Source organism: Streptomyces sp. NPDC050842, from assembly GCF_044456565.1.
Taxonomy (GTDB): domain Bacteria; phylum Actinomycetota; class Actinomycetes; order Streptomycetales; family Streptomycetaceae; genus Streptomyces.
Window position 1 is genome coordinate 85,487 of record NZ_JBITGA010000002.1, and the last position, 21,262, is coordinate 106,748.

Consider the following 21,262-nt stretch of genomic DNA (forward strand, 5'->3'; position numbering starts at 1 on the left):
CCAGGCTTTTCGCCGTGCTTGCCGTGGGGCCGGGCGGATCGAGCGCGGCTACATCCGGGAGAAGACCCCGAAGGCCGGCCGACCGCGTCGGCCGAAGGCAACCACGCCCCTCTGCGGCGTTCGCCCTCGCGGCCGGTACGGCCGGGCCTACGGCTTCGGGCAGTCGGCCGAGGCTTGGTGGGTGTCCGCCCCGGAGCTGACGTGCCGCTGGGTCTCCTGCGGACCGTGCCAGTCCAGGCACATCACGGTGGCATCGTCCTCGAGTCGGCCGCCGGCTGCGCCCCGTACCGCTGAAGTCATTGCCAGAGCGGTCTCGCGGGGGTGCAGGTTCCGGGTGCGCTCCAACAGGTCGAGAAGATCGACTTTCTCTCCGTGGCGCTCGAGCATGCCGTCGGTGAACATGAGCAGTCGGTCGCCGGGGCGCAGGTCGACGTCCTGGGCGCGGTACGGGTGGGGCACGGGCACGGACAGTCCGAAGGGATGGTCCACCTCGCAGGTGATCGCCTTCGCGACCCCTTGGCGCAGTCGCAGTGGCCAGGGGTGGCCGGCGTTGACGAGCTGGGCCCGCCCGGTGTGGAGGTTGATGCGCAACAACTGCCCCGTGGCGTGGCCCTGGCCGTGGTCGGCCAGGGCCTGGTCCGCCAGATGAGCCTGCTCCACCAGGCCGGCCCCTGCGCGACGGGCGCCCCGCAAGGCGCCGACCAGCACGGTGGCGGCCAGGGCTGCGTCGATGTCGTGCCCCATGGGGTCGGTCACCGACACGTGCAGGGTGTCGCGGTCCAGGATGTAGTCGAAGGTGTCGCCGCTGAGGTCTTCGGAGGGCTCGAGGCTCCCGCACAGGGTGAACTGGGCCGCCTCGCACGACAGCGACGGGGGAAGCAGCTGGTACTGGATCTCCGCAGCCAGGGTGGGCGGTCTGGAACGCTTGCCCCAGGTATAGAGGTCGGTGAAGCGGCCGTTGGCGATCACGACGTAGGCCAGGACGTGCGCGGCCTCCCCGACCGCGGTGAGGGTGTCCTCGCCGGGTCCGGCCGGCAGAAGGAGTTCCAGGAGCCCGATCGCGTCCCCCCGGTTGGTGACCGGCGCGATCACGCGGTGTCCGCGGGGGGTCGCCTCCTGGTACAGCCGCTGGGTACGGATCACATGTTCGTACACGCTGCCGAGCAAAGGAATTCGTTCCGCTTCCTGGCCGCTCTCCCCCACAGCGGTGGTGGACAGCCGGGCCACCGCCCTCCCCGTCAGGTCCACGATGAGGAAGGAGACCTCGACGGCCTCGAACCGCCGACGCAGATCCCGCGCGACGACATCGACGGACTCCACCGGCGCGGCCGCCTCCGCTGCGGTCAGAAGCCGAGGAAGCTCACTCTGCCCATCACCCACGGCCACGGTCCCTTCGACGAGCCCCTCCCGCGCCGACCCGGCAATCCGGCAGGGTGAGCGCCACCAGCCAGGCTCTTCACCTACACATCATCCACCCGGAGGGAGCCGGCCACAGGTCTGCCGCGTCGCGGCGCGGCAGGTTACTGGCATGCAGGGCCATGGTGAACATCGATGCAGCTCGGCGAGCGTCAGGTCACCTCGGCATCGCCGGGCCCCACCCGTCCGCTGTTTCCACAGTGTCGACAGCACCGTGAGTGCGTTCCGGGGACACTCAGGTCGGGGCGCGCGGAGCAGCGGCGCGCCTTGAGTCCGGTGCCCCGGTTCGGTCGACGTTCACGCTGCCAGGCGACCGCATGCCCGATCTGACGAGCGTCAAGTCCGGTCTTCTCGACCAGCTGCTTGGTGCTCAGGCCGTCGGGATGCCACTGAAGAATCCCAGCGATCTCATTGGCCCACAACTCCACCCCGGCTGGCGCCCGGACTGCGCCGCGATCTGGCACCGCCACAGGGCCGGCCGGCCCGTCACACGCTCCCTGGTCGCTGACAACCCCTGACGATCACATCGGAACGACTCGTGCGGGCGAGGGAGGTCGAGGCTTCTCGTCGGCCCCGATCAAACGTTCCCTGGGTGCAAGGTGGCCTCGCCGGTGAGACACACGCCGACCCTCACACCCGGTTCGACCCGCAGGGAGCCCGAAGTGCGAATGTCGATCGGCCGGTCCAGGCCGTCGACGGCGACCGTGACCAGGGCGTCGTGTCCGAAGAAGCGAACGTCGGTCACGACGCCCGCGGCGTCGGCGGAGTCCGGCTCCGAGAGCCGGAGTTGCTCGGGGCGGAGGAGGACCAGGCCGTCGCGCAGTCCCTCCGGGGCGGCGGCGAGCGGGATGCGTCCCAGCGCGGTCGCGGCGACGTCGTTGTCGGCGATTCCAGGAACGAGGACGGCGTCGCCGACGAACGAGGCCAGCCACGGGTCCACCGGCCGGTGGTACAGCTCCTCGGGCGTGGCGCACTGGGCGACGCGCCCCTCGCGTAGGACGGCGACCAGGTCGGCGGTGGAGAGGGCCTCCTGCTGGTCGTGGGTGACGAGCAGGGCGGTGGCGCCGCTGTCCCGGAGCACGGCACGGACCTCGGCCCGTACGGTCCCGCGCAGTCCGCTGTCGAGTGCGCTGAACGGCTCGTCGAGAAGCACGAGATGGGGCCGGGGGGCAAGCGCGCGGGCGAGGGCGACGCGCTGCTGCTGCCCTCCTGACAGCTCGTGCGGCATGCGCTCGCCGAAGCCCGGCAGACCCACCAGGTCCAGCATCTCCCCCACGCGGGCGCGCCGGGCCGGCCGGTCGAGGTCCGTGAGCCCGAAGGCGATGTTGCGGGCCACACTCAGGTGCGGGAAGAGCGCGCCCTCCTGGGGCACGATCCCGATCCGGCGCCGCTCGGGCGGCAGGTGGACGCCGGGCCCGCCGAGGAGCCGGCCCGCGACGGTCACGGTGCCGGCGTCGGCCTTCAGGAACCCGGCGATCACCCTCAGCAGGGTGGTCTTGCCGCAACCGGAAGGGCCGAGGACGGCGGTGAGGGAGCCGCCGGGGACGGTGAGGTCGAGCCCGTCCAGGACCGGTGCCCCGGGCCCGTAGGCCTTGACGACCTGGCGGACGTCGAGCTCGTTCATGAGCGGTGCCTTCCGAGGAGATACGAGGGGACGGCGGCGAGCAGGATCAGCGTGGCGGCGTACGGGGCGGCCGCCGCGAACGAGCCGGTGCCGGTCTCCGTCCACAGCCGGGTGGCGAGCGTGTCCATGCCCGTGGGGCGGAGGAGCAAAGTGGCGGGGAGTTCCTTCATGCAGACCACGAAGGTGAGGGCTGCTCCGGCCGCGACGCCAGGGGCCGCGAGGGGCAGGGTGACCTCCGTCAGGACGCCGAAGGGGGTGCGGCCCAGGGAGCGGGCCACGTCGTCCAGGACCGGCGGTGACTGGAGGACGGCGGCGCGTGTGGCGGCGACCGCGACCGGCAGGAAGAGCACCGCGTACGCGCAGATCAGGAGTGGGGTCTCCTGGTACAGCGGCCGGGCGTAGCGCACGGCGAAGAAGACCAGGGCGAGCGCGACGGTGATGCCGGGGACGGCGTGCCCCGCGTACGCGGCCTGTTCGAGCAGGTGGGCGAGGCGACCGCGATGGCGGGCGGCGATGACGCCGACCGGCAGGGCGAGCAGGGTCGTGAGGGCGGCGCCTGCGGCGGCGACGCCGAGGGTGGTGAGCGCGGTACTGGTGAGCGTGGCCGGGTCCCAGGTCGCGGAGGAGCCGACGGCGAGCCAGTAGCCGAGCGTGGCGAGCGGGAAGCCGACGGCCGCGGCGACCACGGCTCCGCACCAGGCGAGGGCGAGGGGCTTGATTCGTCCGAGGGCGGCGGGCACGACCCGCCGGGCGGTGCCCGTTCCGGTACGGGCGTAGTCGGCGCGCCCGCGGGTGCGGGTCTCGACGGCGACGAGCAGCACGGTCATGACGACCAGGACGGCGCTGAGCGCGGCGGCGGGCGTGCGGTCGAAGCTGGCCCGGTAGGAGGTGTAGATGCCCCGGGTGAAGGTGTCGTACCGCATGAGCGAGACGGCGCCGAAGTCGGAGAGCACGTACAGCGCGACGAGGAGTCCCCCGCCGGCGGCGGCGGGCCGCAGCTGCGGCAGGGTGACGCGGAGGAAGGTGCGGAAGGGGCCGTGGCCGAGGGAGCGGGCGACCTCCTCGTGCCCGGGGTCGGTGCCGCGCAGGGCGGCGGCGACCGGCAGGTACACGTACGGGAAGCTCACCAGGGTGAGCGCCAGCGCCGATCCGGTGAAGCCGGCGAGCGAGGGAGCGGCGGACAGCCAGGCGAAGGCGGCGACGTAGCTCGGTACGGCGAGCGGCAGGGTGACGAGGACGGACCAGGCACCGGCGCCCGGCAGGGCGGTGCGGACGGTGAGCCAGGCGAGCGATACGCCGATCAGCAGGCTGGCCGCGACGACCGCGGCGGTGAGACCGAGGCTGTGCAGCAGGAGTTCGCCGGTGCGCTCGTCGGCGATGACGTCCCAGGCGTAGGCGGGGCCGTGTTCCAGGGCGCGGACGGCGAGATAACCGAGGGGCAGGACGGCGAGTGCGGCGGCGAGCGCGGCGGGCACGATCAGCACCCAGGAGGGCCGGGAACCGGCGCGCCGCCGCCCGGCGGGTGCGGGGGCACCCGCCGGGCGGCGGTCGCGACGGGCCGGGGCGGAAAGCTCCGGTGAGGTCACGTCAGACCAGTCCGGCTTCCTGGAGCATGGCCAGGGTTTCCTTGAGGGAGTCGAGCTTGCCGAGGTCGATCTTCGGCGGCTGGAGGGTCTCCAGCGGCGGAACACCCGCGGCGGTCTTCACTCCGGCGGCCAGCGGGTATTCCTTCGTCTCCTCCGCGAAGTACGTCTGGGACTCGGTGGAGAGGAGGAAGTCGACGGCCTTCTGCGCGTACGCGGCCTGCTTCTCGTCGGCGCCCTTGAGGATGCCGGCGCCGGCGACGTTGACGAGGCCGCCCGGGTCGCCCTTGGGCAGGTAGTGGATCTTGGCCTTCATCTTGTCGGCGCCCTTCTCCGCCGCCTGCTCGTACCAGTAGTAGTGGTTGAGCAGGCCGAGGGCGACCTCGCCCTTGTCGACGGCTTCGAGGACCTTGAGGTTGCCCTCGTACACCTTGGGCTCGTTGGCCTTGAGGCCCTTGAGCCAGGCGCGGGTGGCCTCGTCGCCCTCCAGGACGCGCATGCCGGTGACGAACGCCTGGAAGGAGGCGTTGGTCGGCACGAAGCCGATCTTGCCCTTCCACTCGGGCTTCACGAGCTCGTGGACGCTGTTCGGCGGCGTGGGGACCTGGTCGGGGTTGTACCCGAGGACGCGGACGCGCCCGCTGACGCCGGTCCAGTCGCCGGCGGAGCCTCGGTAGGCGGTGTCCACCTGGTCGAGCGTCGCCTTGGGGAGCGGCGCGAGGCGCTGCTCCTTGGAGAGCGCGCCGAGGGCTCCGGCGTCCTGGGAGAGGAACAGGCCGGCCTCGGTCTCGTCGCCCTCCTCCAGGAGCTGGGCGGAGAGCTCGGCACTGTCGCCGTAGCGGACCTCGACGTTGGTGCCGAGGTGCTTCTCCAGCTTCTCGATGAGCGGCTTCACGAGGTTCTCGTTGCGGCCGGAGTAGATGACAAGGCCGGCGGGCTCGTCGCTGCCGCAGGCGGCGAGCGAGGGAGTGAGCATGGCGGCCGCGACGAGCGCGGTCAGAGTGCGGGCCGTGGGGCGGCGCATACGGGTGGAGCCTTCCTGCCGTGAACTACCGGGAGAACCTGTGAATAGGGCATTGATAAGGTAAAGCTAACCTAAGGGTCAAGTCAGGAATTGATAACGACCTGGCCGCGAATGGACATCCGGTCCCCCCTCCCCCTCTTCTCGATTAGGAAAGCCTTACCTACGATGCGGGCGTGACCCTGCTCCCCGCCCCGCCCGTCGGTGGCCTCGCCCTCCCGCTCGCCCGCGACCTCGCGCTGCACGGCGACCGCACCGCCCTCATGACGGCCGAAGGCGTGGTCTCCTACCGTGACCTGGCCGGGCGGGTCGAAGACACGGCACGGCGCCTCGGCCTGGAGCGGCGGCTGATCCTGCTGCCCGGCGCCAACACGGTCGACGCGCTCGTCGTCCACCTGGCCGCGCTCTCGGCCGGCCACCCGGTCCTGCTGGTCCCCGGCGACCACCCCGAGGCGGTGGAGTCACTGACCGCCGCCTACGACCCCGACGTCGTCGTCCACTTCGGTTCCGGCGAATGCCGCATCGAGGAGCGCAGGCCCGGCTCCGCCCACGACCTCCACCCCGACCTCGCACTGCTCCTCAGCACCTCCGGCTCCACCGGCTCCCCCAAGCTCGTCCGGCTCTCGTACGAGAACCTCCAGGCCAACGCCGAGTCGATCGCCACGTATCTCGGCATCCGCGACACCGACCGGGCCGCCACAACCCTGCCCATGCACTACTGCTACGGCCTGTCCGTGATCCACAGCCATCTCCTGCGCGGCGCCGGGCTTGTCCTCACCGGCCTCTCGGTGGCCGACACATGCTTCTGGGACCTCTTTCGCACCGCCGGAGGCACGGCCCTCGCCGGCGTCCCGTACACCTTCGACCTGCTCGACCGGGTCGGCTTCGCCGACATGGACCTCCCCCACCTGCGGTACGTCACCCAGGCAGGCGGCCGCCTCGCTCCCGAACGGGTCAGGCACTACGCCGAACTGGGCGCACGGCGCGGCTGGGACCTCTTCGTCATGTACGGCCAGACCGAGGCGACCGCCCGCATGGCCTACCTGCCGGCGTCGCTGGCCATCGAACACCCCGGCGCCATCGGCATGCCGGTCCCCGGCGGCTCCTTCCACCTGGAGCCGGTCGAGGAGACGCCCGGCAACGACGGGACAGGCGAACTCGTCTACACCGGCCCGAACGTCATGCTCGGGTACGCCCACTCCCCCGAGGACCTCGCCCTCGGCCGCACGGTCGACGTGCTGCGCACCGGCGACCTCGCCCGCCGCACCGAAGCCGGTCTATACGAGATCGTCGGCCGACGCAGCCGCTTCGTGAAGATCCTCGGCCTGCGCATCGACCCCCGGCAGATCGAAGCCATGCTGGAACGGCACGGCCTCGACGCGCTCTGCACGGGCGACGACGAGGGACTCGCCATCGCCGTCGCCCGGAGACCCGGGTGGGACGAGCGACGCATCCGAAGACGCGTGGCGGAGGAGTGCGGCCTGCCCGCTCGCACCGTCCACGTCCACGTGCTGCCGGACCTCCCCCGACTGCCCACGGGCAAGCCCGACTACCAGGCCGTCCGCGCTCTGAACCGCCCGGCCGAACATCCTGCACACGTCACCGGCGGCGCCGACACGGACGACCTGTGCGCGCTGTACGCGCGGCTCCTCGACCGCCCGGACGTGACGCCGGGCAGCTCCTTCGTATCGCTCGGCGGAGACTCGCTGTCCTACGTCGAGATGTCCATCCGCCTCGAACAGCGGCTTGGCCATCTCCCTCACAGCTGGCACACCACACCGATACGCGAGCTTCGACAGGGCCCGAACGGGCAGGGCCGGCCACGGCGCCGCCGGACCGTGGAGACCAGCGTCGCCCTGCGCGCGGTCGCCATCATGTGCGTCGTCGGCTCACACATCGGGATCTTCGCGCTCCGGGGCGGGGCACATCTGCTGCTCGCGGTCGCCGGGTTCAACTTCGCCCGCTTCCTGCTCTCCTCACCCGAACGCCGGGAGCGAACACACCGTACGGCCCGCAGCATCGCGCGGATCGCCGTGCCCACCATGGCGTGGACTGCCTTCGCGCTCCTGATCAGCGACGACTACGACCTGTCCAACGTCCTGCTCGTGCACAACGCGCTGTGGCCCGAAGCGGGAGGACGCGGGATCCACCTATGGTTCGTCGAGGCCCTCGTCTACATCCTGCTGGTCATGACGGCCCTGCTTGCCATCCCCCTCGTCCACCGATGGGAACGACGCTTCCCGTACGTGCTGCCCGTCACTCTCGTCGGCATCGGCCTGCTCACCCGCTACGAGCTCGTGGGCCTGCCGGACCGTGCCCAGATCACCGACGCGGTCACCGTCTTCTGGCTGTTCGCGCTCGGCTGGGCGGCGGCCAGGTCCAGCACCGTGCCACAACGCCTCCTCGTCACGATCGCCGCGCTGGCCAGCGTCCCCGGCTTCTTCCCTGGCGAGCCTCGTCGGGAGCTGTTCGTCATGGTGGGCTTCTGCCTGTTGGTGTGGTGCCCCGCCCTGCCGAGCAGCGGCCGGATCAACCAGCTCGCCGGACTGCTGGCCGGCAGCTCGCTCGCCATCTATCTGACGCACTGGCAGATCTACCCGATCTTCGACGGACTGTCGAAGCACCTCGCGTTCGTGATGTCCCTGCTCTTCGGCGTCGCCTACGCCGCAGGCGTGGCCTGGCTCATCCAGAGGATCTCGGCGCTGCGCGGCTCCGACCGGACTCCGCACTTCCGCCGACTCGGCGTTGCCCGCACACGACTTCGGCGTGAAGTCGGTCGCCACGACTCCCCCGCAGGCTCGTTGGAGGACCGTCGCGCGGACAGCCGAGGTCAATAGGCCGCACCTCCGGCGTGCCGATTGCGCCTCAACCGGCACCATCGGCCGCACGCCCCAACCGATCGCCCCACCGGAACGGGCGCTTCCAGTGCGCCCCTGGAGGCCCGTTCACACGCCGCGCCGCCGCACGACGACCACTGCGAGTACGACTGCGGTTAGCAGCCAGAGCACGTACACGGTCCGCGAGCCGAGAACCGTGGGGCTGAACGCCGGGGAGTCGGGACCGGTCCCTCCGTTCCGCACCAGGCGCTGCCAGGCGGTGGCCGCCATCGCGTGTCTGACGTCGGCAAACCAGCGCTCGCTCTGCGAGTACAACGCCCAACCCACCGGCTGCCCCCTTCCCGCAGAACCTGCGCCGGTGACCGGCCCCGAGCAGTCGGGTGGCGCCTCCGCAGGAATGTCACCACATCTGCTGGAGCCAATAACCCACGGCGCTCGCGGCGGTGATCCCGGCGCCGTAACTGAGGCCGCGTACGAAGTGCCCGGCTGCGGCGCCGCGCTGGCGCCGCCCCCAGCGGAGCAGGCTGCGGCGGGTCGGCGTCGCGCCGGGGCGCGGGGGCGGGGTCTGAGTGGTGGCCATGAGTCGGGTCCCTTCTCGGGTACGCGAAAGGGAGCCCTCCGGGCACAGCGGCGCCCGGAGGGCTCCCTTCGATGTGGGTGACGAGCGGGTGGTTCGATGGGTCAGCGGTTGGCGAACTCGCGCAGTCGGTCGGCGAGGCGCCGGTCGGGTGGGCCGGATATGCCGCCGTCGTCGTCGGCAACCGGGTGCCAGAGTGGTCGAGATCGGCACCGGGCTCCAGGCCGGCCAGGTAGGCGGAACGGTCGGCGTCGGCGAGGTGGGCCAGGCACTCGGCGAACGGGTCGACCCGACCCGTTCGGTCTGGGTTGTCCATGCCCTCGACCCAGGTGACCATCTGCGCCGATGTGCTGATCGGGCCGGAAGGTGGGATATCGAGGCGGTACCGGCGTGGCCCGTCGGCCTGGGACAGTAGTGGGACACAGCACATCACACCACGCTGGTCTCTATGGGGCGGGCCAGGCGCGCGTGTCAGCCGGTAGGGCTCGCTCCCGATCGCCCCGGCGGGGAACGACACACCCGGCGGCCCTTCAGCGGGCGAGACATGGCTGTCCCGCGGATTGAGCGAAATCCTGAGGGCGGCCGCCAGGTCTGAGTGACGGCGAGGGAACTCAGGATGCCACTGGTCTTACGTCTTACGGATCAACATGCCTTTGGCACTGTCGTGCAAACGGAGGCACGCTGAAAGTGAAGACCTCCAGCGGTGATCTGGGCTTCGAGCGGCAGGAAGGGCGCCGGACGCTGCGGTGATGACGTCAGTGCCAGCGGGGCTGGCCCGGACCGAGCGGTGACGGGTGCCAGATCGTACCCGCACTTCATAAATGTGCCGGGCTCCCCTCGCTGCCCGGCTGATGATCGAGGAGGTGGCTCCCCATGACGGAGGCAAGCAGCACAGCCAAGACCCAGCGCCGTACCTCGGATGCGACGACGCAAGGAAGGACCGGAGCGAACGAGGCAGCGGTGACCCGGGGCAGGACGACCATCGCGGACGGGGTGGTGGAGAAGATCGCAGGAATGGCCGCGCGGGAGGTGCCGGGCATCCATGCCCTTGGAGGCGGCCTCGCCCGTACCGTGGGCGCGGTCGGGGACATGGTCCCTGGCCGGCGTACGACGAGCGCCACCCGTGGGGTCAAGGTCGAGGTCGGCGAGCGTCAGACCGCCATCGATCTCTCCCTCGTCGTGGAGTACGGCGTCGCTATCACCGACACCGCCGGGGAAGTCCGCGAGAACGTCATCGCGGCGGTGGAACGGATGACCGGCCTGGTAGTTGTCGAGGTCAACGTCTCCGTCACCGACGTGCACTTGCCCGACAAAGAGGAAGACGAAGTGGCGGCCGGTGCAGGGCGCGTGCAGTAGCGGCCCTCAGCGCGCACTGCGATTCCAGGGGGTGACCGCCAGGTACTCATGGTGCGTGGTCGCTGTGTCCGCACACCCAGGCCAGGGCATCGTGAACCCCGCGGCTGTAGTCCCGCGGGCCGGGCCGGCTGGTGGGGTCCTCCATCTGCACGACGGACGCGTCCACCTCGGCGGTCAGGGCCGGAAGGTCCGGGGCACCCTCCGCGTCGCCTGCGCCGGTGACCGGCGAGTGTTCCGCGCATCCCAGCGCCCACCGGTAGGCCGCCGACGCACCACTGGAGTACTGGGGGGACGGGCACCGCTCCGCCGCCCCGGCACTCAGTCGCTTCTGGGCAAGCTCGACGTCGGCGTAAGCCCTGATACCCACCAGCGGCTCCTCGCCCTGCCGCGTACTCCCGTGACTGGTCATACCCGCACGTCTACCCTGCACGCGTTGAGTGATGTCCGGTGTTGATGGCGTGTCTCCCATGGTGTCTGCCTGGAAGGCTTCCTGGCAGACACCGAAGTCGAGCGTTCGGGACCATGCCAAGGAACCCCGGAGGTCTGAAGTCGGATCGACCACACATGAGGTGGCCTCGCGGGTGGTAGACGAACTCACACCCCTTCGGACGCCGGGCACAGCCGTCGCCTCCTGCTCCAAGGGACTGCCGGGCCATGACGGGGCGCGGCTGAAAGGGATGAGAACCGTGCCGGAGGAATCACTATCGATCGTGCATGACGTCTCGGTCGCAGCAGCCGTGGGCCGACGAGCCTTGCCGAACCGGCTCTGTACCGTGTTCAAGAAGTCGCTGGGCGCGCAGCGGGCGGCCCTGTCCTGGTTGCCCCGGCTGGAGCACTGGCAGCTGCTGCATGCCACCGACGAGGCGGCCCTGCAGGCCGAGGCCGCACAGTTCACCCGCGCCGAAGGCCCCTCGGTCAGCGCCGCACTCGAGATGCGGCCCATCTTCGTACCCGACCTGCGTGACTACCCATGTCGCACCAGCCCGCACCTGTCCGAGCAACTCCCCGACACCCACCACGTGCTGGCACTCCCGCTGCACGCCCGCCACACGCCGATCGGGGTAATCTGCCTCTACTACGCCGAGCACACCCAAGTCACCGACACCCACATCGCCCACGCGCAACACGCCGCAGGGCTCGCGCTGGAGGAACTCCTGCGCTGGCGGCCTGTGCACGCCAGTACCGACTGCCAGCACCCGGTATGGAGTACCGACACGCGTGCGGCGCGCTGGGAACGTATCCACCAGGCCGCCGCCTATGTCGCGGACCGCGAAGACTGCGCCACCGCCGAGGCATTGGCGTGGCTCCAGGAGGTCAGTGCCCGTGATGGGCACTCGCTGCTTGACGTTGCCGACACCGTCCTGCAGCCGTCGCACGCCCACCAGGAATGGCCCGGAGCACAGGACTCACCGCCCCGGCACCTGGCCGGTTCGGTACCGGCATGAGTGATGGGCCGAACCACGGAAGCGCCGCATGCCCGAAGGCTTCGTCCCTGCCGACGGTGTCAGGGCGTGTATGTGGGGAGCGTGGCAGCTCCCGCAGGGCAGGCGACTCCCTCGCGAGGCGCCCCTCGTCGGCATGGCCTGGCTGCGGGATGCCCGAGGAAGGCGTCCCGCAGCCACTGGAGTCCTGATCTGCGGATATCGCTGAGAGGTCAGCCTGCTGCGCAGTCGGGCCAGCGTGCGGGCGAGCAGGCGGGACACATGCATCTGGGAGATGCCGAGTTCGGCGCCGATCTCGGCCTGGGTCAGGTCGTGAATGAACCGCAGCGCAAGGATCTTCCGGTCGCGCTCCGACAGTGCGGCGATCAGCGGTTTGAGGGCGACGAGGACTTCGATCCGTTCCAGGTCCAGGTCGTCGATGCCGATGTGGTCGGCCAGGGCGTCTGCGGCCTCGTCGTCGGCCGGCGCGTCCAGCGACATGGCGCTGTAGCTTCGGGCGGCTTCCTGCCCCTCGACGACCTCGTCCGTCTCCAGGTCGAGGTGTTCGGCGAGTTCGGTGACTGTGGGGGGCCGGCCCAGGTCCTGCTCCAGACTTGTTGTGGCGCTCTGCAGGGTCGCGCTCAGTTCCTTGAGGCGGCGAGGGACCCGCACGGCCCACGTGGTGTCACGGAAGAAACGCTTGATCTCGCCGATGATGGTGGGCAAGGCGAAGGTGGGGAACTCGATCCCGCGTGTGGGGTCGAAGCGGTTGATCGCCTTGATCAGGCCGATGGTGCCGACCTGGAGGACATCCTCCAGTGACTCGCCGCGGGTGCGAAGACGCCGGGCGGCATAGTGCACCAGGGTGAGGTTCAGTTCCACCAGTGTGTTGCGCACGTACGCGTATTCGGCGGTGCCTTCCTCCAGCGCGTCCAGCCGCGCGAACAGCGGTCTGGACAAGGCGCGGGCATCGTCCGGCGCGACATCGGTGGGCACGTCGGACCGGGGGAAGCCGGTCGGAACGGCCGGGTCCGGAGTCGGGTTGGAGCGGGCGGTATGTCGGTCCAGCGACAGGCTGCGGGGATGGGCTCTCAACGGACTCGTCGTTGCATGCTCCGCTCCCTCAGGCGCTGGCGGCCGGACCGCTCAGGCGATGTGACGATCCGTTACCCCGGTGGGTATTTCTGTACACCTTCGGCCACACACCACGCGAGGGTCCACCCACGACCCTCGTGCGATGTGCGCCCAGACGCACAGAGTCGCAGCACGCCACCCCTCCCCGATGGGCCCTGTCGCGAAGAGCGGGCCTCACCCGCGCCTCCGATCCCCTGGCTCCTCACGGGCTGGGCAGGATTGCCAATCCCGACGCTGGATAGTTAGGCGATTACCCTGCGTACCTCTCCAGCTCTCTGGGGGCATCGCGGTGGCGAGACTGAGGAAGGAGCGGCCGTGAACGCGAACGTGGAAGTGCTGCTTGACCAGGTCCAGGAGCGCGGAGGCTACGAGGCGCGGCAGGAGGCGGCCGGCGGGTACAGAGCGTGCTGGAGGTACTTGGGGCACATCTGGTGGGCGATGACCGCACGGATCTCGCCAGCTTGCTGCCCCGGCAGTGTGGCCCGCTGCTCACCGATGTCCGGCCCGCGAGTGGCCCCCCTGACGCCCTCGGGCTTCGTCGAAGCGGTCGCCTCACGTGATGACATCGACGTGACGCAAGCCCGCCGCGCCGTCACCGCGGTGCTCGCCACGGTCGCGGAGGTGGCCGACGACTGGCTACTGCGCCGCATCCTCACGCAGCTTCCGCCGGGACATGCCGGTTTGTTCGGATGTACGGACCCCGCGTGAACCGCCGCGAACCGCCTACGGCGCCTTGATGGGGTTAACGGGAGGGCAGGCAGACCAACCCTGATTGGGGGCCCGTAGTGGCACGGACGGTGTTGCACGACAAGACCACGAAGGAATCAGAAAGACGGAGCGTTCCCGGCAGAACCCCGCTCCCCAGATGGGGGCGTGCCGCGGCCATGCTGCTGGCTTTCGCCGGGACAGCGGTCTTCGCGGTGCTCCTTGCCCGGCTGGCGCTGGAGCCCTCGGCTGCCTCCGTGCCGCTGACGCACACCAACCTGCGCCCGGGTGACTCGATCCGCGACTATCTCGCTCAACCCGCATTCCGCGACACGGTCAAACAGCTCGGCGGCAATGTTGTTCTCGGTATGCCGTTCGGCATGCTGCTGCCGGTGCTCGCGCCCCGCGCCCGGGGGATCATTCGCGTCATAGCGGTCACTGCGCTGGTGATGATACTGGTCGAGCTGGTCCAGGGCGCCCTGATCACCGGGCGGGCCTTCGACATCGATGATGTCCTGCTCAACACGACGGGGGCCCTGCTGGGTTACCTGCTGATCGGTCGCCGGCTCGGCCGCGCCGTGCACCCCAGACGGCGGCACTGGTGGCGCCGCTTCACCAAGCCACCGACCGCTGCTGGCTAGCGACGGGCTGGGCAGACCCCGTTTTGGCTGCGGCATGACCCTTGAGCGAACCGCATCGAACGGGTTGCGGTGCTTCGGCGGGGTCACTCGCGTACGGGCCGGTAGACGATCAACGCCTCCGTCAGCTTGTCGAGGCAAGGCCGACGGGGCGGGGATTGCTTCTGCGTCAAAGGCCATGTGGGCGTCCGGGGGTAGATCGGAGATCAGCAGCCGTGTGGGGCGTGCCGCCGCGTACAGCCGGGTCTTGGCGAAGCCGCCGGTCACGGCGGTGGCCAGCAGCCTAGTGCGGGCGAAGTGCCCGCCGTGCGCGATGCGCACGTCGAGCAGCCCATCGGCGAGGTCGCGGCGGCGCACGGGTGCCACGCCCATGCTGCGGTATGCGCTGTTGCCTGCGAACAGCAGCCACATCGAGTGCCGTTTTCCGTTGACCGCGGTGCGCAGCGGCCGGGCGGTGCGCAGCGGCCGGGCGGTGCGCAGCGGCCGGGCGGTGCGCAGAATGTGGACGACGCCCAGCAGCGTGGCGGGCGGGCCGCCGATGCGCGGCGACCACCGTTCCCGCAGGCGTACCAGCTCCGGGTAGACGCCGAGGCTGAAGGTATTGAGGAAATACGTGGGCTCCGCACCACTTGCGGGGTTCCCAGCCCGCGGACGCAGCGTTTTGACGCGGCCGACATCGGCTCGCACAGCGGTGCCCGCGGCCAGTGCCGCACAGGCGTCCGCGACCGTCTCTACACCCAGGTCCGCGGCGAAGTGGTTGAGCGTCCCGCCGGGCAGCACCATCAGCGGCACTCCGAACTTCAGCGCGGGCCCCACGGCCGTGTTGATGGTGCCGTCCCCACCGCGCACCCCCAGTACCCCTCCGCGGGCAGCGGCGTCGCCGGCCGCATCTGCCAATACCTGAGGCAGCGGTCCCGCATCCTGTTCGTACACGACGACGTCAGCTTTGGGGAGGGCCGCCTTGAGCTGCCGTACCGGGTCCATGATCTGCGGCTGGGCGCCGGAGGAGGGGTTGACGACCACGATCAGTCCCTCCCCGTCGGGGAGCGCCAGGGCACCGACGCGGGGCCGTGCGGGTGCCGGCAGCTGGGAGCGCGAGGGCGGCGCCGACCGCAACGTCGCTGGGATAGTGCCCGCTGGCGTAGATGCGGGAGAAGGCGACCGACGCTGCCACCGGCAAGAGCACCGCGGCCCAGCGGGCGAGTCCAGGGCGACACCGGTGGCGAAGGCAGCGGCCGAGGCGGCGTGCCCGGAGGGAAGGATGTGGTGATCGGCTGGCGGGGCAGGTGCCGTATCACCGGTACCGCGTCGAGTACCGGGCGCTCGCGCCGGACCGCGCCTTTGGCGAGCGTGTCGACGGTGGCCGACGCCAGCGCCAGCGGGGCCACTCCTCGTACCGCACCGCGCCTGCCGCGTACGCCGCCCAGGGCTCACACGCCGGCGGCGATGCCGAACCACAGCAGCCCGTGATTGGCGCTTGTACTCAGCCGTGGCAGCACGGGATCCGCGCCCGGCCAGGAGCTCTTGGCCACCCGCTCGAACACCGACCGATCCACCGCGCTCATCACACGCCGTATCCGGCCCCTCGGCAATATGCCCATCAAGTCCCCCACAGATGCAGCATGTCGTGATGCTCGGTGGTGTGCGTCCGCGAGGTCACATGGTCAGGCGGCCGATCACCTGAGGGTCGAGGCCGGTCAGGTGGGCGATTCGAGGCGCGGGAATGCCAGCGGTCAGGGCCCGGTGTACGAGAGCCTGCCAGTCCTGGGGCGTCTCCCTGAATTCCAGCAGCTCGCCCTCCATGTCCGTGACGGACTGCGGCGCACACTCCTGCTGCACCCGCAGCGTTTCCTCCTCGCTCAACGCAACAGGCAGGCGCTCCGCGTCCCGCGGGATGAACGCCTCCGCCTCGGCGGGAAGGATCCGGACATGTTCCGAGGCGGCCGAGACGCCGTGGGCTTGCAGCCAGCCGTGTACGGCGGGTGTCTCCGCGCACTCCAAGGCCCCGACGGCGGCCAGGGCTGCCCCGAGCCGGGAGTGCCGGTCAGGGGAGCAGAAACAGTAAGCGTCATCGGCTATCGCGCGGAATCGCCTTCTCGATCGGACAGCAGCGGCGCCCTGATGCCAGCGCCCCTACGCGACGCTGACTCCCACTCTCATTCAGTCGGCTACGCCCGCCGACGGAGAAGCGCGCTGCAGCAGAGAGGTGACGCCGGCCGGCTCGTCACAGCTCGCCGGCGCGAAGCGGTGACGACCTGGGCCGGTGCGACACTCGCATGGGTGAGCCTGACCGATAGCGAGTCGGGCAGGGGCACATGATGCGATGGCTTGTAACTGCCGAACGTGTCATGGAGCACTGGACAACGCCCCTGTGGGGCCTGCTGCCCCCGAGGCAGCGGCAAGGGGAAGTCGTGGCGATACTCCGCAAGCAGTGCGACGACAACGCCTTGATCCTGGGCCGGCACCGCGTCGTGGTCCCCAACGCCTTCGTCATCGAACTACTCCCAGAGATCCACCGGAAGCTCACGGCTCATGCTGTACCGATGGGGCCGCACCTTGTGAACGAGGTACACCGGTACGCTGCCGAACAGGGCTACACCTTTGCCGGCCGTGTGGTCGTCGACCTCTGCCCCGCAGCGGGCGGGACGACCGTCCGGTTCCGCGTCCACAGCCGCATCGCGCCAGCTACACGTCGGGCCCGTCCTACGGACGCTCGCAGCAAGCGATGATGAGGCAGTACGAACTCGGCCGGCGCTCCGGTACCCGCATGAGGTGCGACCTTGGCCGCCAAGGTGTCAGAGCGTGGTGAGCATCCCTTCGCGAAGACGGGCCAGGGTGCGGGACAGGAGGCGGGAGACGTGCATCTGGGATCGCCGAGGCGTTCGCCGATCTGTGACTGGGTGAGTTCCTCGACGAACCTCAGGTGCAGGATGTGCCGGTCGCGCTCGTCTAGTTCGGCGATGAGCGGGGCAAGGGCATGGAAGTTCTCCACGAGCTCCATGGCGGGGTCTTCCTCGCCGATGAAGCTGGCCAGGGGCGCTTCACCGTCGTCGGCGTCGCCGTGGATAGCGGCGTCGAGGGAGGTGGAGTTGTAGCCGTTCGAGGCCAGGCGGGCTTCGATGACCTCTTCCTCGGTGAGGTCCATGAGCGCGGCCAGTTCGCTGACCTTGGGTGCGCGGCCGAGGCGGGTGCTGAGTTCCTCGGTGGCCTTCGCGAGGTCGACGCGGGCCTCCTGGAGGCGGCGCGGAACGTGGACGGCCCAGGAAGTGTCACGGAAGAACCGCTTGATCTTGCCGACGGTGTAAGGCACGGCGAACGTGGCGAACTGGACCTCGCGGGAGAGTTCGAAGCGGTCGATTGCCTTGATCAGGCCGATCGTGCCGACCTGGACGATGTCTTCCACGTCGTCGCCGCGGTGGCGGAACCTTCCGGCGGCGTAGCGGACCAGCGACATGTTCATCTCGACGAGGGTGTTGCGTGCGTACTGGTACTCGGGCGTGCCCTCCTCCAGCACGGCGAGCCTTGCGAAGAACTGCCTCGACAGGTCACGGGCGTCCTTCGGCGCGACACCCTGCGGGGAGGCAATTGCCGGCAGTTCCGCGATGCCCGTCTCCGTGGATGTCCCGGTAGCCGACGTCATGCTGTCCCTCCCCCGTCTTGCATAACGGCGGGTGATGCCGCCACCTGGCTGACTGCGATATGCGCGTCGCGAAGGAGCGTCCGCGCACGACAGGTGCCGACTCAAGTTCGGCTCGGCGTTACAGGGTCCGTTTTGAGGGCAAGTGTGCATCTCGGGGACCGAGGCCACCCCATGCAAGGAGGGGCCTATGCGGATCCACCCCACGGGACCGGACACTGGGACGTCGGACCGAGCTGTCATCGACAAGCGGCCGGAATCCGTCGCGCACGCACGAGACTTTGCCCGCGCCTTCCTGGACAAGCTCCGCCCGGCTGCGGATCCCCAGGATGCCGCCGGCGTCACACTCGTTGTGTCCGAGCTCGTGACCAATGCCGTCAGGCACGCGCGAGGGGCATCGTGCTCCTTGCAGTTGCAGGCCCAGCCGGAAGCTATCGCAGTCGTTGTCACCGACGCGGACCCGCGACCACCGCGAGAGCGGGTGCCCGACGTCACCGGCGGCACCGGCGGATTCGGCTGGCCCATGGTTCACCACCTAGCCAAATACGTCATCGTAACCACGGGGCCCAGAGGTAAGACCATCCGCGCAGTGCTGCCGCGATAGCCGTGGCCCGCACCTCCGAGCCGGTGGATGACCACGCGGTGCGCTTCGCGGCAGCGTGCCCCACCGAGTGGCCAGTTGGCCCAAGGCGGACTGCCTTTGGGATGAGCGTGCTCGGGCGGGGAACAAGAAGCCAATGGCCGACCTATCTCAGCTGCTGAAACAGACCATGGGCTGCCGCCGCCTGACGCCGCAGGCGATCGCGGACAAGACCGGCATCCGCACCCCGCGCATCCGGGCCTTCGCCGAGGACGGCGCGGAGGGGCCCGTCCGGCCGACCGAGGAGGAGCTAGCCGAACTGGCCAGCGCCCTCGCTCTGCCGCTAGCGGAGGTCAAGGCCGCCGCCCGGCCCACGGCCGCCGTAGCTACCCCCTGACCTGCGCCGAAGCGAAGCCTACCTGATAGCCGCTGTGGTCGTCCTCATCGTCGAAGTACACATGCTCGACGCGCGACCGCCCTCTCCCCAGAGGGGAGACGCGGTGCGTTCCATTCCGTTCACCAACCCGTGCCTGCCGTATCCGACGGCTCAGGTGACTGAGCGCAGGAGGAGGGCAAGCGCCCTGCGCCGGCGGGGCTTCCGCCCTCACGACCGACTGGCGCCTTCACGCACCGGGAGACATCGCGGGAGGCAACTGCCGGCGCCGGGTAAGGCAGGCTGCCCGGCATCGCCCATCGTCCCTAGCGCCGCTCTTGACGCAGATCGGGGCCGCGCAGCTGTGGCCGCGCGGCCCCGATCACCACATGCCGCAGATCCCACCACCGCCCGCGCAAAGCCCGGTGCCCGCTGCTCGGGTCGTGGCCGCGCGAGGCAGCCGTACACTCCGAGCGCGGTGCCCGCGGTTCCGCGGGCGGGGTGGGGAAGGTCAGGCCGGGTTGATGTTCTCCGCCTGGGGGCCCTTCTGGCCCTGGGTGACGTCGAACGTCACGGTCTGGCCCTCCTGGAGCTCACGGAAGCCCGAGGAGTTGATCGCCGAGTAGTGGGCGAAGACGTCCGGGCCTCCACCATCCTGGGCGATGAAGCCGAAGCCCTTCTCCGCGTTGAACCACTTCACAGTTCCCGTAGCCATATCTCATGCCTTCCAGTCGATGAACGCCTCCCACACGGTGTGGGAGGCGGAGGTGATCGCCCTGGTTCCTGCGGCACAGCACAGCAAAACGCCCACGCCGAAAGCGTGGGCAAAGGGAACTTCCGAACCACGACAGCTAACCGGGACGCTACACGTCAGTACACCCCGTCACCAGAGGAAACGCCTGTATGTGTGTGCGGGACCCGCCGGTGTCCGGCGGGCGCGCACCGTCTCAGTCCGCGGGCGCCGGCCCGGATGATCCGGCGGCGCGGCGGTACTCGGCGTTGATGCGCTGGGCTTGCTCGAGCTGGTCTTCGAGGATGATGATGCGGCAGGCGGCCTCGATGGGGGTGCCTGGTCGACGAGTTCCCGCGCGCGGGCATGGCGGCCGGTGAACGGGGCGGCGCTGGTCCGCTACGAGCCGTCCGCGTCCCCCGCGACGGTGACACTGTCCGCGAGCGGCGAGCTCGACACGGACTCCGTGGACTGCCTCCACGAAGCAATCACCTGCGTCTGCACCGCGCAGACCGAGCGGGTGCTGCTGGTTCTGACCGGTCACCTTCGCCGACTCCGCGTTCGTCAACGAACTGCTCTCGGTCTGTCACCGCTGCCACCTGATCCTCGTCGGACCGCTCCCTAGGGCGGTCCGCCTGGTCCTGGACGCGGCCGGAGTGCGGAGCCTGTTCCACATCGCCCTGGAGGAGGGCCTGGAGTGACAGCGGCGTGCGTGGTGGACCCAGCGGCCCCAGGGCAAAGAGCCGCTGGTGCCAGGCACGTGTTTCTGGCCTGCCAACAGCGGCCGACGCGCAGGCCCCCCGTTCGGCGGGAGCCGCGACTTTGATGCTGTCGTTGTCCCCCTATATGGGAGTACACAGTGGACGACGCATCGACGAGAAAGGCCTCAGCGCGCCGAGTCTCGTGGGCAAAAACGGCTACTGCGGAGACCTGGCTCGCCACGCCCTGAGGCTTCTGCTGGAGGACGCCGGATTCCGCATCCTGGGGATGCACAGCGACACGAATCCTTCCGTGCCCCCGGCTCCCCTCGCACTGCCTCCCGGGGCGGCCACCGCAAGTGACAGGCCGGGGCCGTAGCCTGTGGGCGGGCCGGACGGGCCCAGCCCCGGACCCATCCGGCCGAGGCCGGCGACGATGTGTCCTCAAGCCGGTGGCGGAGCTGCGCGGGCCAGCGGGGCGAGGTCGCCGTAGAGGGCGGCATGAAGCGCTGCGGCCAGTTCGCGCGCCCGTAGCTCACCTTCCACGTCGTGCAACACGAAGTAGACCGGGCCGGCGTAGGAGTCGGAGCGGATCTGTCCGGTGCTGACCAGACGGAAGACGGCCTCGCGTACCGCGTCGTACACGCCGGTGCCGACGGTGTGCTCCGGAGCGGTGAGCGTGTCGACCTCGATCCTCCGCCGGGGGCCCTCGCTCTCCAGGGCTATGAACACGGCCCGCTGCTGCCTGGCCGCCCGGTACGCGGCGTCGAACCCGTTCAGGCCGCTGGCGTCCGGGATCCGTTCCGCGGGGCAAGGGATCGGCAGCGGCTCCATAGCGACATCCTCCCAGGGGAGCCGGACGAGCGCCGTCCTGACGCCGGTGAGGAGTACGACCCGCTGTTTCGCAGAGAGAAAGCCATACGGCCTCGGGA

19 protein-coding genes and 4 pseudogenes are annotated in these 21,262 nt (G+C 70.1%); 8 read left to right on the forward strand and 15 right to left on the reverse strand.

What is annotated here, in order from left to right; all coding sequences use genetic code 11:
* Positions 1-147 precede the first annotated feature (147 nt).
* The 4 genes from ACIBG6_RS05670 to ACIBG6_RS05685 form a co-directional block, all read right to left on the reverse strand.
* Positions 148-1,320, reverse strand: coding sequence for a PP2C family protein-serine/threonine phosphatase (locus ACIBG6_RS05670; RefSeq protein ID WP_399221275.1), 1,173 nt, complete (start codon positions 1,318-1,320; stop codon positions 148-150).
* Between the two features lie 673 nt (positions 1,321-1,993).
* Positions 1,994-3,040: an ABC transporter ATP-binding protein gene (locus tag ACIBG6_RS05675; RefSeq protein WP_399221276.1), complete on the reverse strand. Its 1,047-nt coding sequence runs from the start codon at positions 3,038-3,040 to the stop codon at positions 1,994-1,996.
* On the reverse strand, positions 3,037-4,626 hold the full coding sequence (locus tag ACIBG6_RS05680; RefSeq protein ID WP_399221277.1) for an ABC transporter permease: 1,590 nt from the start codon (positions 4,624-4,626) through the stop codon (positions 3,037-3,039). Before ACIBG6_RS05680 ends, ACIBG6_RS05675 begins: the two co-directional genes overlap by 4 nt.
* 1 nt (position 4,627) lies before the next feature.
* Positions 4,628-5,647 (reverse strand): iron ABC transporter substrate-binding protein, encoded by a 1,020-nt coding sequence (locus ACIBG6_RS05685; RefSeq protein ID WP_399221278.1) that lies wholly within the window; start codon positions 5,645-5,647, stop codon positions 4,628-4,630.
* 173 nt (positions 5,648-5,820) lie between these two features.
* On the opposite strand from ACIBG6_RS05685, the gene ACIBG6_RS05690 reads away from it, so the two are divergent.
* Positions 5,821-8,481: an AMP-binding protein gene (locus tag ACIBG6_RS05690; RefSeq protein ID WP_399221279.1), complete on the forward strand. Its 2,661-nt coding sequence runs from the start codon at positions 5,821-5,823 to the stop codon at positions 8,479-8,481.
* 108 nt (positions 8,482-8,589) lie between these two features.
* On the opposite strand, the gene ACIBG6_RS05695 is transcribed toward ACIBG6_RS05690, so the two are convergent.
* Complete coding sequence (locus ACIBG6_RS05695) at positions 8,590-8,808, reverse strand: hypothetical protein (RefSeq protein WP_399221280.1); 219 nt, start codon at positions 8,806-8,808, stop codon at positions 8,590-8,592.
* 73 nt (positions 8,809-8,881) lie between these two features.
* A complete protein-coding gene (locus ACIBG6_RS05700) occupies positions 8,882-9,061 on the reverse strand; it encodes a hypothetical protein (RefSeq protein WP_399221281.1) in 180 nt (59 codons plus the stop codon).
* Between the two features lie 870 nt (positions 9,062-9,931).
* Between ACIBG6_RS05700 and ACIBG6_RS05705 the strand changes: the two genes are divergently transcribed.
* Positions 9,932-10,414: an Asp23/Gls24 family envelope stress response protein gene (locus tag ACIBG6_RS05705; protein ID WP_399221282.1), complete on the forward strand. Its 483-nt coding sequence runs from the start codon at positions 9,932-9,934 to the stop codon at positions 10,412-10,414.
* Between the two features lie 46 nt (positions 10,415-10,460).
* Here ACIBG6_RS05705 and ACIBG6_RS05710 read toward each other — a convergent pair whose 3' ends face one another.
* The gene (locus tag ACIBG6_RS05710) at positions 10,461-10,781 is read right to left on the reverse strand and encodes a hypothetical protein (protein WP_399221283.1); all 321 of its coding nucleotides are present in this window, start codon (positions 10,779-10,781) and stop codon (positions 10,461-10,463) included.
* A gap of 319 nt (positions 10,782-11,100) precedes the next feature.
* Here ACIBG6_RS05710 and ACIBG6_RS05715 point away from each other — a divergent pair, with 319 nt between their 5' ends.
* Positions 11,101-11,859: a GAF domain-containing protein gene (locus ACIBG6_RS05715; RefSeq protein WP_399221284.1), complete on the forward strand. Its 759-nt coding sequence runs from the start codon at positions 11,101-11,103 to the stop codon at positions 11,857-11,859.
* 207 nt (positions 11,860-12,066) lie between these two features.
* Here the strand turns inward: ACIBG6_RS05715 and ACIBG6_RS05720 are convergent.
* Positions 12,067-12,909: pseudogene (locus ACIBG6_RS05720) on the reverse strand (SigB/SigF/SigG family RNA polymerase sigma factor); the annotation flags it as partial.
* A 375-nt stretch (positions 12,910-13,284) separates the two neighbouring features.
* Between ACIBG6_RS05720 and ACIBG6_RS05725 the strand changes: the two are divergent.
* Both ACIBG6_RS05725 and ACIBG6_RS05730 read left to right on the forward strand, forming a co-directional pair.
* On the forward strand, positions 13,285-13,677 hold the full coding sequence (locus ACIBG6_RS05725) for a DUF2267 domain-containing protein (protein ID WP_399221285.1): 393 nt from the start codon (positions 13,285-13,287) through the stop codon (positions 13,675-13,677).
* Between the two features lie 89 nt (positions 13,678-13,766).
* The gene (locus ACIBG6_RS05730) at positions 13,767-14,315 is read left to right on the forward strand and encodes a VanZ family protein (RefSeq protein ID WP_399221286.1); all 549 of its coding nucleotides are present in this window, start codon (positions 13,767-13,769) and stop codon (positions 14,313-14,315) included.
* 83 nt (positions 14,316-14,398) lie between these two features.
* Here the strand turns inward: ACIBG6_RS05730 and ACIBG6_RS05735 are convergent.
* The 3 genes and pseudogenes from ACIBG6_RS05735 to ACIBG6_RS05745 all read right to left on the reverse strand — a co-directional run bounded on the left by ACIBG6_RS05735 (position 14,399) and on the right by ACIBG6_RS05745 (position 16,391).
* Positions 14,399-15,739, reverse strand: a pseudogene (locus ACIBG6_RS05735) (bifunctional phosphatase PAP2/diacylglycerol kinase family protein).
* A 3-nt stretch (positions 15,740-15,742) separates the two neighbouring features.
* Positions 15,743-15,877, reverse strand: a complete 135-nt coding sequence (locus ACIBG6_RS05740) for a hypothetical protein (protein WP_399221287.1) — start codon at positions 15,875-15,877, stop codon at positions 15,743-15,745.
* A 91-nt stretch (positions 15,878-15,968) separates the two neighbouring features.
* Positions 15,969-16,391 (reverse strand): DUF6003 family protein, encoded by a 423-nt coding sequence (locus ACIBG6_RS05745; protein WP_399221940.1) that lies wholly within the window; start codon positions 16,389-16,391, stop codon positions 15,969-15,971.
* 269 nt (positions 16,392-16,660) lie between these two features.
* On the opposite strand from ACIBG6_RS05745, the gene ACIBG6_RS05750 reads away from it, so the two are divergent.
* Positions 16,661-17,041: an FhaA domain-containing protein gene (locus ACIBG6_RS05750; RefSeq protein ID WP_399221941.1), complete on the forward strand. Its 381-nt coding sequence runs from the start codon at positions 16,661-16,663 to the stop codon at positions 17,039-17,041.
* 66 nt (positions 17,042-17,107) lie between these two features.
* On the opposite strand, the pseudogene ACIBG6_RS05755 reads toward ACIBG6_RS05750, so the two are convergent.
* Positions 17,108-17,952: pseudogene (locus ACIBG6_RS05755) on the reverse strand (RNA polymerase sigma factor SigF).
* 187 nt (positions 17,953-18,139) lie between these two features.
* Between ACIBG6_RS05755 and ACIBG6_RS05760 the strand changes: the two are divergent.
* Positions 18,140-18,553, forward strand: coding sequence for an ATP-binding protein (locus ACIBG6_RS05760; protein WP_399221288.1), 414 nt, complete (start codon positions 18,140-18,142; stop codon positions 18,551-18,553).
* A gap of 133 nt (positions 18,554-18,686) precedes the next feature.
* Positions 18,687-18,926: an XRE family transcriptional regulator gene (locus tag ACIBG6_RS05765; RefSeq protein ID WP_399221289.1), complete on the forward strand. Its 240-nt coding sequence runs from the start codon at positions 18,687-18,689 to the stop codon at positions 18,924-18,926.
* Between the two features lie 487 nt (positions 18,927-19,413).
* Here ACIBG6_RS05765 and ACIBG6_RS05770 read toward each other — a convergent pair whose 3' ends face one another.
* The 3 genes and pseudogenes from ACIBG6_RS05770 to ACIBG6_RS05780 all read right to left on the reverse strand — a co-directional run bounded on the left by ACIBG6_RS05770 (position 19,414) and on the right by ACIBG6_RS05780 (position 21,164).
* Positions 19,414-19,617, reverse strand: coding sequence for a cold-shock protein (locus ACIBG6_RS05770; RefSeq protein WP_030224583.1), 204 nt, complete (start codon positions 19,615-19,617; stop codon positions 19,414-19,416).
* 232 nt (positions 19,618-19,849) lie between these two features.
* Positions 19,850-19,998 (reverse strand): annotated as a pseudogene (locus tag ACIBG6_RS05775) (MerR family transcriptional regulator); the annotation flags it as partial.
* A gap of 776 nt (positions 19,999-20,774) precedes the next feature.
* Positions 20,775-21,164 carry a hypothetical protein gene (locus tag ACIBG6_RS05780; RefSeq protein ID WP_399221290.1) on the reverse strand — a complete coding sequence of 130 codons (390 nt, stop codon included), beginning with the start codon at positions 21,162-21,164 and terminating at the stop codon, positions 20,775-20,777.
* Between the last annotated feature and the right edge of the window lie 98 nt (positions 21,165-21,262).